Origin of the sequence: Bradyrhizobium sp. AZCC 1678 (assembly GCF_036924765.1) — a bacterium.
GTDB classification, from domain to species: Bacteria; Pseudomonadota; Alphaproteobacteria; order Rhizobiales; family Xanthobacteraceae; genus Bradyrhizobium; species Bradyrhizobium algeriense.
This window is the reverse complement of sequence record NZ_JAZHSE010000001.1, coordinates 6,080,573-6,094,894: the sequence shown is the minus strand read 5'-3', so window position 1 is coordinate 6,094,894 and position 14,322 is coordinate 6,080,573. Positions and strand designations below refer to the sequence as shown.

Genomic DNA, 14,322 nt, shown 5'->3' with positions numbered 1-14,322 from the left:
CCTCGTCAATTGCCAAGGCGCTGCCGGTCTGGCGCGATCCGGCCGCATGGATGAAGGTGAGCGACATCGTCGCAGTGCTGCTTGCGCTGTCGCTGCCATGGTCGACCTCGCTGGTCGGTATTTTCGGCGCTGTCCTTCTGATCACGGTTGCGCCGACCGTTGAACTGAAGGGCTTTCTGGCCTCGCTGAAGCGCCCAAGATCCGCGCTACCGATCGCCCTGTTTGTTCTGACGCTTGTCGGAACTCTGTGGTCGGACGCTGCCTGGGGCGCGAGGCTCTATGCCATGGGCCCGGCCGCGAAATTCCTGGTGCTTCCGGTTCTGCTCTATCACTTCGAGCGATCGGAGCGCGGGTCGTGGGTATTCGTGGCGTTCCTCGTCTCGTGCACATTGTTGATGCTGATGTCCTGGATAGTGTTTCTCCGTCCGGAACTTTCGTTGCGGACTCCCGAACTCGCGGCGCGCGGTATCTTCGTCAAGAACTACATCGCCCAGAGCCAGGAATTCACGCTGTGCGCGGTCGCGCTGGCCTACCCGGTCATCATGCTGCTGCGGGCAAAGCGCATCGCGCTGGCCCTGCTGCTCACCGCCATCGCCTTTGGCTTCTTCGTCAACATGGCGTTTCTGGTGGTGTCGCGCACCGCGCTGGTCACGGTGCCGGTCATGTTCGCGGTATTTGCGCTGCTGCATCTGAGGTGGCGTAGCATCGTCATCATCCTATGCGTGGGAGCCGCGTTCTCCGCCGTGGCCTGGCAGACCTCGCCGGCATTGCGCCAGACCGCCGAGACGTTTGCCCGGGACTATCGGCTCTACAAGGAACAAAACGTCCCGACATCGATCGGGCTGAGGCTTGAATTCTGGCGGAAATCTCTTGGCTTCTTTGCTGAGGCGCCGTTGATCGGCCACGGCACCGGTGCCACGCGAGGCCTGTTCGAGCGCGTCGCCACGCACGGCTCCTACCAGGCCAGCAGCGAGGTGATCGGAAATCCGCACAACCAGACGCTCAATGTCGCGGTTCAATGGGGCATCGTCGGCGTCGTTTTGCTGTACGCAATGTGGCTCACTCATCTGATCCTGTTTCGCGGCGACGGGCTCGCCACCTGGATCGGGCTGCTGGTCGTCGCGCAGAATATCTTCACGTCGCTGTTCAACTCGCATCTGTTCGATTTTCATGAAGGCTGGATGTATGTGCTGGGCGTCGGTATAGCCGGAGGCATGGTGCTGCGCGCCGGATCCGGCGGCGAGGCGGAGGAATCTTCCGGAACAGCCCGGCCATGATCGCTGGCGTGCACGCCAGAGATGAGATATCAGCGGGCTCGGGACGCGCCTCGCGAATCCCCACTCGCTCCGCAGCCGGCTAATGGAATGACGCATCTTTCGCAACTGACCCGTCGCAATTACCTGATCGCAGCGCATGATGCGCTGGCGACCGCGTTTGCGCTGCTTGCAAGCTTCTATTTGCGCTTCGAGGGAGGCGAGGCCTTCTATGCCCGGCTGCCGCTATTGCTGCGCATTCTGCCCCTCTTCATCCTCTTCAGCATCGTGATCTGCTACGTCTTCAACCTGACGACGACGAAATGGCGTTTCATTTCGCTCCCCGATGCGCTGAACATCATGCGCGTAGCGAGTATTCTGACGGTAGCGCTCATCGTGCTCGACTATGCCTTCATTTTCACGGCATCGAACGCCAAGGCGCCGGTGCTGTTCGGCCGCATCACCATCGTGCTCTACTGGTTTCTCCAGGTGTTCGCGCTGAGCGCGCTCCGTTTCGGCTATCGCTATTTCCGCTACTCGCGCGTTCGCCGCCATGCCCGGACCGAAGGAGCGTCGTCGACGCTGTTGATCGGCCGCGCCGCCGATGCGGAGGTACTGTTGCGCGCGATTGAGAGCGGTGCAGTCAAGCAGCTTTGGCCGGTCGGCGTGCTGTCGCCGTCGGCCGCGGACCGCGGCCAGTCGATCCGCAACGTGCCGGTGCTCGGCGGGCTCGACGATGTCGAGGACGTGGTGCGCGATTATGCCGGACGCGGAAAACCGATTTCGCGGGTCGTCATGACCCCGTCGGCGTTCGAACCCGAGGCGCACCCCGAAGCGGTCCTGATGCGGGCCAAGCGGCTCGGCCTGTTCGTCAGCCGCCTGCCGTCGCTCGAAAGCGGCGACGTGCCGAGGCTGACCAATGTCGCCGTCGAAGACCTGCTGCTGCGGCCGAGCGAGAAGATCGACTACGCGCGGCTCGAAGCGCTGGTGAAGGGTAAGGCGGTGATCGTCACCGGCGGCGGCGGCTCGATCGGTTCGGAGATTTGCGACCGCGTCGCAACCTTCGGCGCCGCGCGGCTATTGGTGATCGAGCACTCGGAACCCGCGCTCTACGCGGTGACGGAGGCGCTGACCGCGCACGGAACCAATGCCGTGATCGAGGGCCGAATCGCCGATATCCGCGATCGTGACCGGATCATGAACCTGATGAAGGAATTCAAGCCCGACATCGTGTTCCATGCCGCCGCCCTGAAGCATGTGCCGATCCTCGAACGCGACTGGAGCGAGGGCGTCAAGACTAACATCTTCGGTTCCGTCAACGTCGCCGACGCGGCGCTTGCGGCGGGCGCCGAAGCAATGGTGATGATCTCGACCGACAAGGCGATCGAGCCGGTCTCGATGCTGGGCCTGACCAAGCGCTTTGCCGAAATGTATTGCCAAGCGCTCGACCATGACCTGATGACGCAATCGGAGGGCAAGCCGCACATGCGGTTGATCTCGGTGCGGTTCGGCAACGTGCTGGCCTCCAACGGATCGGTGGTGCCGAAATTCAAGGCGCAGATCGAGGCCGGTGGCCCGGTCACGGTGACGCATCCGGACATGGTCCGCTACTTCATGACCATCCGCGAAGCCTGCGATCTCGTGCTGACGGCGGCCACCCACGCGCTGACGCCGGCGCGGCCCGATGTTTCCGTCTACGTCCTCAACATGGGACAGCCGGTCAAGATCGTGGAGATGGCCGAGCGGATGATCCGCCTGTCCGGCCTCGAACCCGGCATCGATATCGAGGTGGTATTCACCGGCATGCGGCCGGGCGAGCGGCTGAACGAGATCCTGTTCGCCAGCGAGGAGCCTCCGGTAGAGATCGGGGTCTCCGGCATCATGGCGGCCAAGCCGAACGAGCCGCCGATGCAGACGTTGCGCAAATGGCTTGCGGCGCTCGAGGAGGCGATTGCGCGGGATGACCGTTCCACCATCCGCGCGGTGCTCAAGGATGCCGTGCCCGAGTTCGGCTCGAACGCCGCCTGATCTTTTTTCGGTGTCCGCCGGCGGTTGCGGGCCGTTTCGAAAGCCATGATGCAGAAGTCCGGAAAAGTCGTCGTCGTCAGCCAGCATTATCCGCCGGATCCGAGCACGACGGCGGCGATCATGGCGGCGATTTCGGAACGCGTGGCGCGGGAAGCCGAAGTCCTGGTGCTGTCGGGAACGGCAGGCTCCGCCGCCAAAGCGGCCGCCGGCAAGCCTGCGGTCGTCGAAGTCAGGAATTGGATGCCCGGCAAGGCCGCATTGCTCAAGCGCGCTCTGGCCGAACTGCTGTTTACGATCCGGATGTTCGCAGCGTTATTGGTGAAATTGCGCCGCGGCGACGTCGCGCTCACGGTGCCCGCACCCTTCCTGCTGCCTTACGCGTTTGCCGCTGCCGCGAAACTGAGGGGCGCGAGGTCGGTGCTGATCATGCACGATCTCTATCCCGATGTCCTCATCATGGCAGGTCTTCTGAAGCCGCATTCGTTGCCGGCAAGTGCGATGCGCGGCCTGAACGCGTTGATGTTTCGCGCGCTCGACGCCGTCGTCATCATCGGCCGCGACACCGAAAAGCTGCTGCTGCGCTATGGCGGAGTGACAAGCGACAAGATCCATTTCATTCCGAACTGGGCGACGCTCGCGCGCGGCGTTCGCGCGGTCGATCCTGATAATCCCTATCGCCGTCCGCTTTCCGCCCGCTTCGTCGTCGGTCTGTCAGGCAATCTCGGCTTTACCCACGATCCCGTCATCGTATTCGAGGCTGCGCGCCTGCTACGTGAGAGCAGGGATATTCATTTCCTGCTGTCGGGCTGGGGGATCGGATTCGATCAGTTGCGCGAGATGCAGTCCGAGGCAAGGCTTCCGAACGTCACGCTGGTCGATCGCGTCGAGGACGACCGGCTGGAGACGTTTCTTTCTGCCGCCGATGTCTGGATCATTCCCTACCGCAGGAACGTCGCCGGTGTATCGGTGCCCAGCCGGTTCTACAATCTGCTGGCGATCGGCCGCCCGGTGATCCTGGTTTCCGAAGTGGGCGCCGAGGCGGCGTTGACGGTGACCGAACACGATGTCGGCTGGGTCGTCGAACCCGGCAGAGCCGATGAGCTCGCGAAAACGATCAGTCGTGCCGCCGGTGCCAAGGATCCGCAGCGGGCCGAGCGCGCGGCCGAAATCGCAGGGCGATTCGATTTTGAGATCGCCATGACCGACTATTGCAGCCTGATCCGCGAGCTTTTGCGAAAGAAGCCGGATTAGCCGGGTTGCCGGCGTGAGAAGCGGTACATCAGCAGCGCCGTGGCGATGCCGCCGATGGCGAGAAGCAGGCCGGCGATCGCCGAAGAAGAGGTCATGACCGAGCCGATCGCCAGCGCAGCGAGCAGGACGTTGAGGGCGAACACCTCGCTCACCACGCGCCACACCGGAAAGCCGTTGTCGGTGGCGCGCTGATAGAAGTGGGTGCGATGCGCCGCCCAGAACGGTTCGCGCCTGATGATGCGCCGCAGGAGCGTGACGGTGGCGTCAGTGAGATAATAAAGCGGCAACAGCAGCGCCGCCGCAATCTGCTGATGCCAGGCGAGCTGCAGCAGACACCAGCCGGCCAATAGCCCGATCGGCAGGCTGCCGACGTCGCCGAGAAAGATTTTCGCCACCGGCCGGTTGAAAGGCGCAAAGCCGAGCATCGCCCCGAGCAGCGCCGCAGCGGCGACCGTCGCGGGCGCCGGAAGTTCGGCGAGCCAGCCGAGCAGAACGAACGCGCCGGTGATGGGCACGATCTCGGCTGCCGTCATCAGGTCCAGCCCGTCCATGAAGTTGACGAGGTTCACGAACCACAGGCCTGCGAGCAACAACAGGCCGCGCTCGAGCCAGAGCGGGCAGGCCGGAACGATCCGCAAGCTTTCGGGCGCGGCAAGGATCACCGCCGCGACGGCTAATCCCTGCAGCAGCAGCCGCGGCACCACCGGGATGGAATGGACGTCGTCGGCAAAGCCCACGCCCGCGATGAACAGCGTCGCGCCGAATACCGCGACGGGAATTTTGATCTCCGCCGTGCCGGCAAAGGCGATGACCGTGACGGCCGCGATCAGCGTGGCCGCGATCACCGCGATGCCCGCGCCCTGCGGCGTCGGAACCCGATGGGAAGAGCGCGCATTCGGCCTTGCCAGCGCTATTCGCACCAGCATCGGCCGGATTGCCCATATCAGGACGCCCGACAACAGCGCCGCAGGCGCTGCGGCAGCAAACGACAGCAGTAGTTGCGAACTGGCCATTCTATCCGCGTGGAAAGTTGCTCGAAAGACTATTTGGGAACTTCGATGGGCACCGTGCCCTGCGCGGCCTTCTCGGCGCTCAATATCCAGACCAGGCCACCGATCGCGCCGACGATGAAGGATACCGCGCCATAGAGCAGGGAGATATTGACGCCCTCGTTGGCCATCAGGCCGGCATAACCGAACGCCAGCCCCATGGTGGCCTCGCGGACGCCCCAGCCGGCAATCGAGATCGGCAGCATGGTGATCAGCATGACGGGCGGAACGAGTTGGAAAATCTGGCTGAACAGAACGGGGGCTGCGATCGATTGCACTACGCACCAGGCGATGACGACGGCAAGCACATGCACCAGCAAGGAAAGCACTGCGACTTTCGGGCCGTGAACGCGGCTGAACAGCACGCGATTGGCGATGACAGAACAGGCATGGATGTGGTGAGTGCCCCACCAGTGCTTCAGCCACGGCCATGGCAGCTGGCCGAGCAGCAGAAATCCGAGGCCGCCGCCAAGGGCTGCGAAATCGACGAAAAGCAAGGCCGACCTGCCGTGCGGATCGGTGATCAGGCGGTAGCTCCAGGGCAGGCTCGCGACAATCACCACTGCGAGCGCGATCAGGCCGATGGCGCGATCGACGAAGATGGAATAGGTCGCGGCCCGCCAGCCGGCGCCGTTGCGGGCCACCAGCCACAGCCTGACCGCGTCACCGCCGATCGAGGAGGGCAGCGTCTGGTTGAAGAAGGTTCCGATCACGTTGAAGCGCATCGCCTGCCTGGTTGGCAGCGGCGCCCCGCACTCCGCGCTGATCTCGCGCCATCGCAGGACGCCGATGAATATCTGCAGGAACGTCACGGCAATCGCCACGCCGATCCAGCCCAGGCTGGAAACGTCGATGCGAGCGACGAGTTCGGCAAGGTCGACCTTGCGCAGCGAAAAATACAGGAGCGCCGCCGAGATCAGTATCTTCAACGTCGAAAGCAGGATACGGCGCATCTCGCCCGTGCGGGTTTGAGAAGGGGGTGCAAAAAGCGATGCAATTCGGCGCCTTGGTATGGTTTTCGGGCCGATCTGGCAATAGCGGAGCTGCTAGGTGTTGCGGCGGCCTCGCCAACGCAGGTAAAGAGGCCCGGACAGAGATTTCAACCCTTGAGCGGCACCTTCCAAGGATACGATGCCCGATCAACCCATATTGGTCACCGGAGCTGCGGGCTTCATCGGCTTCCACGTCGCTCGCCGGCTGCTCGCCGAAGGCCGCGCCGTGGTCGGCCTCGATAGTCTCAACGATTATTACGATCCGGCGCTGAAACGCGCGCGGCTGGACATCCTGCGCCGGGAGCAGGGCTTTGCGTTCGAGCAGATCGATCTCGCCGACCGCGCATCGATGGAGCGCCTGTTCGCCGGACACCGCTTTGCCAAGGTGGTGCATCTCGCGGCGCAGGCCGGCGTGCGTTATTCGATCGATCATCCGCACGCCTATGTCGACGCCAATCTCGAAGGCTTCGTCAATGTGCTGGAGGGGTGCCGGCATCATGGCTGCGGCCACCTGGTCTATGCATCTTCGTCGTCGGTATACGGCGCCAATACGAAACTACCGTTTTCGGTGGACGACAAAACCGACCATCCGGTCAGCCTCTACGCCGCCACAAAGAAGGCCAATGAGCTGATCGCGCATTCCTACAGCCATCTGTACCGGCTTCCGGTGACGGGCCTGCGGTTCTTTACCATCTACGGGCCGTGGGGACGGCCCGATATGGCGATTTTCCTGTTTACCAAAGCGATCGTGGAAGGGACCCCGATCAGGCTCTTTAACCACGGCAGGATGCGGCGCGACTTTACCCATATCGACGATGTGACGCGCGTCGTATTGCAACTGGTCGACCAGGCCCCGCGTGACGGCGGCGAGGGCGCCGGGGCGCCGGCACGGGTTTACAATGTCGGCAATAATCATCCGGAAGAACTGACCCATGTGGTATCAGTCCTGGAGCGGGAATTGGGCCGTGCGGCGGTCAAGGAGATGCTGCCGATGCAGCCCGGCGACGTGACCGAGACCTTCGCCGATGTCGCGGAACTGATGCGCGACACCGGCTTCAGGCCGCAGACCTCGATCGAGGACGGGCTTGCCGATTTTGTCGCCTGGTATCGTGACCACTACAGGATTTGAGACGCCGATGAACCGACGAATTATTCCCCTGATCATGTGCGGCGGCGCGGGAACGCGGCTGTGGCCGGCCTCGCGCGAGGTCCACCCCAAGCAGTTCCTGTCCTTGTTCGGCGCGCGCTCGACGTTCCAGGACACGCTGTTGCGGGTTTCCGATGCTGATCTGTTCGAACGGCCCGTCATCATCACCAACAACGCCTATCGCTTCATGGTGCTCGAGCAACTGGCGGAGATCGCCCTCGAGGCCGACGTGCTGCTCGAGCCGATGCGGCGCGATTCCGGGCCCGCGATCGCGGCCGGCGCCGCCTTTGCAGAGGTGCGCGACAAGGATGCGATCGTGCTGGCGCTGGCCGCCGATCACGTGGTTTCCGACACGCCCGCTTTCCGCGCCGCCTGCCGCGAGGGACTGGCTGCGGCGGAAGCCGGGCACATCGTGACGTTCGGCGTGCAGCCCGAACGCGCCGCCACCGAATATGGCTACATCAATCCCGGCGAGGTCATTTCCGGCAAGGTCCGTGCGGTCGCGAAGTTTGTCGAGAAGCCGGACCCGGCAACGGCTGCGGGTTATGTCGAGGCCGGCTATCTCTGGAACAGCGGCAACTTCATGTTCCGCGCCGCCGTCCTGACGGACGAATATCGCAAGGTCGATGCGGAAAGCGTCCAGGCCGTAACTGATGCGGTGACGAAAGCCGGCGCCGACCTCGGATTCGTCAAGCTCGATGAGGCCGCGTTCGGATCGGCGAAGTCGATCTCGATCGATTACGCGGTCATGGAAAAGACCGCGCGCGCCGCGGTCGTGCCGGTCGCGTGCGGCTGGTCCGATGTCGGCTCCTGGCATGCGGTGTGGGAATTGTCCGGCAAGGACGGCGAGGGCAACGCGGCGCGGGGCGTGGCGGTGTTCGAGGATTCCCGCAATTGCAACGTATCGACCGACCGCGCGCTGGTCGCGCTCGAAGGCGTCGACGACCTCGTGGTGGTCGCGACCCAGGACGCCGTGCTGGTCTCCAGGCAACAGGACGCCAACGGGCTGAAGCGGCTGGTCGCAAAGCTGAAGACGGTGGCACCGCAGGTGACCGAGGATCACATCAGGGTGCACAGGCCCTGGGGATCCTATCAGTCGGTCGACAATGGCGACCGTCATCAGGTCAAGCGCATCATCGTCAAGCCGGGCGGGCGGCTTTCGCTGCAGAAGCACCACCACCGCGCCGAGCACTGGGTCGTGGTACGCGGAACGGCGCAGGTCACCGTCAACGAACTGATCAAAACCGTGCACGAGAACGAATCAATCTACATCCCGATCGGCGCGGTGCACCGGCTGGAGAATCCGGGCAAGATCCAGCTCGAACTGATCGAGGTCCAGACCGGCAGCTATTTCGGCGAGGACGATATCATCCGCATCGAGGACGACTACAAGCGCAGTTGAGCGAGCCGTAATTTTACCGGGTCGGCGGCTGTAATTGTTTGAATCAAAACGTGTCCGAAAACCGTCGATCGCGTTCGCCACATCTATGACGGCCGTGCTAGAGAACCGCCGGGGACACTACCGGCGCAGAAATCTGCTTAAAGTCTGTCTTGGGGTCGACAAAATCATGAGTTCCAAAGGGTCCGCATCTGATGCGAAGACCGATGCAAAACGCGGGCTGCGCGTCGGTGTGGTCGGCGCGGGTGTGATGGGCAGCAACCATGCCCGCGTGCTGGCAGGTCTGCCTGATGTGACGCTGGTCGGCATCGTCGATCCGTTGCCGGAACACCGCGCGCGGGCCATTGCGCTGGTCGGTTGCCGGGCGTTCGCCGATCTTGAGGAGCTGTTCGACGAAGGCGTCGACGCCATCACGATCGCGGCGCCGACCCATCTCCATCACGAGATTGCGCTGGCCTGCATCACACGCAACATCCACATCCTGGTCGAGAAGCCGGTCGCCTCGACGGTGGAGGAGGGGCAGGACATCGTCAATGCGGCGCGCAGCGCCGGCGTGACGCTGATGGTCGGCCATGTCGAGCGCTTCAATCCGGCGGTCGCCGCGATCAAGCAGGCGATCGCGGGCGAGGATATTCTCTCCATCGGCATCACCCGCGTCGGGCCGTTCCCGCCGCGCATGTCCAATGTCGGCGTCGTGATCGATCTGGCCGTGCACGATATCGACCTGATCCGCTGGTTCACCGAATCCGATATCGTCGAGGTACAGCCGCAGCTTTCCAGCGCAGTCGCCGAGCGCGAGGATATCGCGCTATTACAGTTCCGCACCGCCTCGGGCGTGCTCGCCCATATCAACACCAACTGGCTGACACCGTTCAAGGCGCGCAGCGTCACGGTCGCGACGCGCGGCAAATATGTGATGGGCGATCTGTTGACGCGTCAGGTGACAGAATGCTTCGGCTTCAAGCCCGACGGCAGCTATTCGATGCGCCATCTGCCGGTCGGGCATGATGAACCGCTGCGCGCCGAGCTGATCGCATTCCTCGATGCCGTCCGCACCGGCAATTTGCCGGCGGTTTCCGGCGACGAGGGCGTCGCCAGTCTCGAAATCGCGATCCGCTGCCTCGAGCAGCCCGCCAAGCCCGCGGCCTCTGCCGCGCGCAAGGGTCCGCGCCGCATCGCCGGCTAAACCTCCATTCCGATTCCAGCAAGGCCACATGAACCAGCACATGCGTCCAGAACCCGTTCCCTTCTATGACCTCGGCTCGCAGCGCCGGCGGCTCGGCACATCGATTGATGAGGCGCTCTCGCGTGTGACCAGCCATTGCCTCTTCATCAATGGTCCGGAAGTGGCCGTGCTGGAGAAGGCGTTGGCGGATTTCTGCGGCGCCAAGCATGTCGTGAGCTGCGCGAGCGGCACCGACGCGCTTCTGATGGTCTTGATGGCCAGGGAAGTCGGCCCGGGGGACGCCGTCCTGTGTCCATCGTTCACGTTCTGCGCGACCGGCGAAGCCGTGGCGCTGACCGGCGCGACGCCGGTATTCGTCGATGTCGACGAAGCGACCTACAACATGGATGCAGGTTCGCTCCGGCGTGGCATCGCGACGGCGAAGCAGCGCGGCCTGAAGCCCCGGGCCGTGATCCCGGTCGACCTGTTTGGCCAAAGCGCCGATCACGATGCGATCGCCGAGGTCGCGCAGGCCGAGGGCCTGTTCGTGCTCGATGACGCAGCCCAGGGTTTTGGCGCAAGCTACAAGGGTCGCCGGATCGGCTCCTTGGGACTTGCGACCGCGACCAGCTTCTTTCCGACAAAACCGCTCGGTTGCTTCGGCGATGGTGGCGCCATCCTTACCGATGATGACAAGCTTGCCGAGACGCTGCGCAGCATCCGCGTGCACGGCCAGGGCTCCGACAAATACGACAACGTGCGCCTTGGCTTGACCGGACGGCTCGATACCATGCAGGCGGCGGTGCTGATCGAGAAGTTGAAGATTTTCGAGGACGAGATCGCGGCGCGCAACCGCGTGGCGGAACGCTATTCGCGCGGTCTCGGCAACTTCGTGACCGTACCGCGGCTGGCTCCCGGATGCACTTCGATCTGGGCGCAGTACACCATCCGCCTGCCCAAGGGGACCGATCGCGACGGTTTTGCGGCAGCGCTGAGGGCGCAGGGCGTTCCGACGATGGTCTACTACACGAAATCGATGCATCAGCAGACCGCGTACAAGGGTTTCCCGGTGGCGGATGGCGGGCTGCCGGTGAGCGAAAAGCTTTCGGACGATGTCATCAGCCTGCCGATTCACGCCTATCTCGACGAGGCGACGCAGGATCGCGTGATCGAGGCGGTGCGCGGCGCGCTTTCTGCCTGATTTCACGGTTTGGCGAATATGCGCTAGAAGCGGCGCATGCTCGGACGCATCTTCACCGTCGGCGGTTACACGCTGCTTTCGCGGCTGACCGGATTCGCGCGCGATATCATGCTCGCCGCCATTCTCGGTGCCGGTCCCGTCGCGGATGCGTTCTTCGTGGCGCTGCGGCTGCCCAATCATTTTCGCGCGATCTTCGCCGAGGGCGCCTTCAACGCCGCCTTCGTGCCGGCCTATGCGCATCTGCACGGCAAGAGCGAAGCGTCGGCAAAGCTGTTCGCCGATCGCGTCTTCACGCTGCTGTTTGCCGTCCAGGTGATTCTGCTCGTCGCGGCCTGGTGGTTCATGCCGGAGGTGATCGCCATCCTCGCGCCGGGGTTCAAGGATGACCCGGCGCGCGGCGAACTCGCGATCTCACTGACGCGGATCACGTTTCCGTATCTGCTGCTGATCACGCTGGTGACGTTGTACGGCGGCATGCTCAACGTGATGCACCGCTTCGCAAGTGCTGCCGCCGCGCCGATCTTTCTCAATCTGTCGATGATGGCGACGCTGGCGCTGGCCGGGTTCTTTCCGGGCGCGGGCTACGCCGCCGCGTGGGGCGTATTGATCGCCGGCATCCTCGAATTCATGTTGCTGGCCGGTGACGCGGCAAAGACCGGCATCCTGCCCAAATTCGCGGTGTTCAAGCTCGACGATGATGTCCGCGCGTTCTTTCGCGCGCTGGGCCCCGCGACCATCGGTTCGATGGGAACGCAGATCGCGTTGTTCGCCGACACCATCATCGCAACCTTTCTGCCGGCGGGCGCGCTTTCGGCGCTGTATTACGCCGACCGTCTCAACCAGTTGCCGATCGGCGTGATCGGGATCGCGATCGGCACTGTGCTGTTGCCGGAAATGTCGCGGCGCCTCACCGCGAACGATGTCACCGGTGCGTCGGCCGCGCAGCGGCGGGCATTCGAATTCTCGCTGTTGTTTTCGGTGCCGTTCGTTGCTGCCTTCCTGACCGTGCCTGACGTCATCATGCGCGCGATGTTTGCGCGCGGCGCGTTCTCGAAGGCGGATGCCGCAGCCGCGGGTGCCACGCTGGCCGCTTACGCGATCGGACTCATTCCGTTCGTGACCATCCGCAGCGCGGTCGCGACCTTCTACGCCCGCCACGACACCGCGACGCCGGTCAAGGCGGCGCTGACCGGTGTGGCTGTCAACGTGGCGCTGAAGGTCGCGTTGATGGGCGCGCTGGCGCAAATCGGCCTGGCGCTCGCCACGGCCACCGGGGCCTGGGTCAATCTGTTGCTGGTGCTCTTCTTCGCGGTGCGGGCAGGTTACCTCGAACTCGATCGCGCCTGGATGATTTCACTCGCCAAGTTCGCGGCGGCCGGTGTTCTGCTCGCCGCCGCACTTTGGGCCATCGCGCGATTCGCCAGCTTCTATTTCGCGCAGATGCACACCTTCCGGGATGAGACCGCGTTGCTGCTGCTGATTGTGGCGGGTGCCTTTGTGTACGGCGTCTTGATCCTGCTGCTGTTTGGCAGGGGGTGGCTATTCTCGCTGCTGCGCGACCGGACATCCGCCCGTAGCTGATTGTAAATAAAAAGAAAATTTTTTGATTGGGGCGTGTTGGCCGTATTCGGGCATTTTTGCAACAAGTTCCCGAAAAGCGCCATTTGCGGCCGATCCGTACATGATTGTGTGGCGACTCCGCGTTAGGTTGATCCCGGATTTAATTAACGGTTTTTCAGAGAGGGGCTTCCATGGGCGTTTCAGCCTTCAAGGCAATCGCAGCTTCGGCACTGGCTATTGTGGCTGCAACTTCGATAGCATCCGCAGCGGACTTGGCTCCGCGCTACACCAAGGCACCGCCGGCCATGGTCGAGGTCTGGAACTGGACCGGCTTCTATATTGGCGGTAACGCCGGCTATAGCTGGGGCCGCGGCAATTCCGACGTTTCCTATTTCAACACCGCCACTGGCTTGCCGATCGCTCCGCCCGCCGGCTCCATCACCAACGCCGGCTACAACATGGACGGCGCGATCGCGGGCGGCCAGATCGGCTACAACTGGCAGAGCAGCAACTGGGTGTTCGGTATCGAAGCCGACGCGCAGTGGTCGGACGAGAAGGGCAGGGGCGTGTTTCGTTGCGCCGCAACGGGCGTCGGCGGACCGTGCCTTCCCGGCTTGACGTTCCTGCCGCCGGGCGTGACCGGGACCAGCCTTGCCGTGGATACGCACCTCGAATGGTTCGGCACCCTGCGCGGCCGCGTTGGTGTGCTCGCAACTCCCCGGGTTCTGTTCTACGGCACCGGTGGTTTGGCCTATGGCTCGTTCAAGACCACCGGCACGATGGCTGGCGTGACTCCGGCCGGCGTTGCCGTCGCCTCGGTTACCTCGAACGACGATATCCGCTTCGGCTGGACAGTCGGCGCCGGTGTCGAAGGCAAGATCACCAACAACTGGAGCGCCAAGCTCGAATACCTTTACATGGATTTCGACAGCTTCCGCGCCGGTAGCTTCACGCTCGCGCCGGCGAGCGCGATCAGGGCTGATGTAGACACGCGCTTCCACGATCACGTCCTGCGCGTCGGCCTGAACTACACCTTCGGCGGCCCGGTGATCGCGAAGTATTGATTTCGACGTAGTCTCCTCCCTGAACTCGAAGCCCCGGCATCGTCCGGGGCTTTTTGTTGTGCGGTTGCGAAAAATTCCGCTGAGTGGGCGCCGGGTCTGTTGCGCCAGGCCAAGACCGGGTCATGACCGGTGTGCCGAAAGCGGTTTGCGCTGACGCGCGAACCGCTGCAATATGGAACGCTTCTAGAGCCTGGCCCGGAAAAGTGGGTACCG

The 14,322-nt window shown here is 63.5% G+C and carries 11 protein-coding genes; 9 read left to right on the top strand and 2 right to left on the bottom strand.

Annotation, left to right across the window (positions count from 1 at the left end; genetic code table 11):
• Window positions 1–50 precede the first annotated feature (50 nt).
• The 3 genes from V1294_RS29315 to V1294_RS29305 all read left to right on the top strand — a co-directional run bounded on the left by V1294_RS29315 (window position 51) and on the right by V1294_RS29305 (window position 4,532).
• A complete protein-coding gene (locus V1294_RS29315; RefSeq protein ID WP_334504862.1) occupies window positions 51–1,277 on the top strand; it encodes an O-antigen ligase family protein in 1,227 nt (408 codons plus the stop codon).
• A gap of 87 nt (window positions 1,278–1,364) precedes the next feature.
• The gene (locus tag V1294_RS29310; protein ID WP_334502040.1) at window positions 1,365–3,281 is read left to right on the top strand and encodes an SDR family NAD(P)-dependent oxidoreductase; all 1,917 of its coding nucleotides are present in this window, start codon (window positions 1,365–1,367) and stop codon (window positions 3,279–3,281) included.
• Between the two features lie 48 nt (window positions 3,282–3,329).
• A complete protein-coding gene (locus V1294_RS29305; RefSeq protein ID WP_334502039.1) occupies window positions 3,330–4,532 on the top strand; it encodes a glycosyltransferase family 4 protein in 1,203 nt (400 codons plus the stop codon).
• Here the strand turns inward: V1294_RS29305 and V1294_RS29300 are convergent.
• A complete protein-coding gene (locus V1294_RS29300) occupies window positions 4,529–5,545 on the bottom strand; it encodes a glycosyl transferase (RefSeq protein WP_334502037.1) in 1,017 nt (338 codons plus the stop codon). The genes V1294_RS29305 and V1294_RS29300 overlap by 4 nt on opposite strands.
• A 29-nt stretch (window positions 5,546–5,574) precedes the next feature.
• The gene (locus tag V1294_RS29295) at window positions 5,575–6,534 is read right to left on the bottom strand and encodes a lysylphosphatidylglycerol synthase transmembrane domain-containing protein (RefSeq protein ID WP_334502036.1); all 960 of its coding nucleotides are present in this window, start codon (window positions 6,532–6,534) and stop codon (window positions 5,575–5,577) included.
• Between the two features lie 178 nt (window positions 6,535–6,712).
• Between V1294_RS29295 and V1294_RS29290 the strand changes: the two genes are divergently transcribed.
• The 6 genes from V1294_RS29290 to V1294_RS29265 all read left to right on the top strand — a co-directional run bounded on the left by V1294_RS29290 (window position 6,713) and on the right by V1294_RS29265 (window position 14,109).
• Window positions 6,713–7,702 (top strand): NAD-dependent epimerase, encoded by a 990-nt coding sequence (locus V1294_RS29290; protein WP_334502034.1) that lies wholly within the window; start codon window positions 6,713–6,715, stop codon window positions 7,700–7,702.
• Between the two features lie 7 nt (window positions 7,703–7,709).
• The gene (locus V1294_RS29285) at window positions 7,710–9,122 is read left to right on the top strand and encodes a mannose-1-phosphate guanylyltransferase/mannose-6-phosphate isomerase (protein ID WP_334502032.1); all 1,413 of its coding nucleotides are present in this window, start codon (window positions 7,710–7,712) and stop codon (window positions 9,120–9,122) included.
• A 166-nt stretch (window positions 9,123–9,288) separates the two neighbouring features.
• Entirely contained in the window at window positions 9,289–10,305 is a 1,017-nt protein-coding gene (locus V1294_RS29280) for a Gfo/Idh/MocA family oxidoreductase (protein WP_334478792.1), read from the top strand.
• A 28-nt stretch (window positions 10,306–10,333) separates the two neighbouring features.
• Entirely contained in the window at window positions 10,334–11,485 is a 1,152-nt protein-coding gene (locus tag V1294_RS29275) for a DegT/DnrJ/EryC1/StrS family aminotransferase (RefSeq protein ID WP_334502029.1), read from the top strand.
• A gap of 36 nt (window positions 11,486–11,521) precedes the next feature.
• Window positions 11,522–13,066, top strand: coding sequence for a murein biosynthesis integral membrane protein MurJ (murJ, locus tag V1294_RS29270; protein ID WP_334502026.1), 1,545 nt, complete (start codon window positions 11,522–11,524; stop codon window positions 13,064–13,066).
• Window positions 13,067–13,236: 170 nt separating this feature from the next.
• The gene (locus V1294_RS29265; protein ID WP_334502023.1) at window positions 13,237–14,109 is read left to right on the top strand and encodes an outer membrane protein; all 873 of its coding nucleotides are present in this window, start codon (window positions 13,237–13,239) and stop codon (window positions 14,107–14,109) included.
• The last annotated feature ends 213 nt before the right edge of the window (window positions 14,110–14,322 follow it).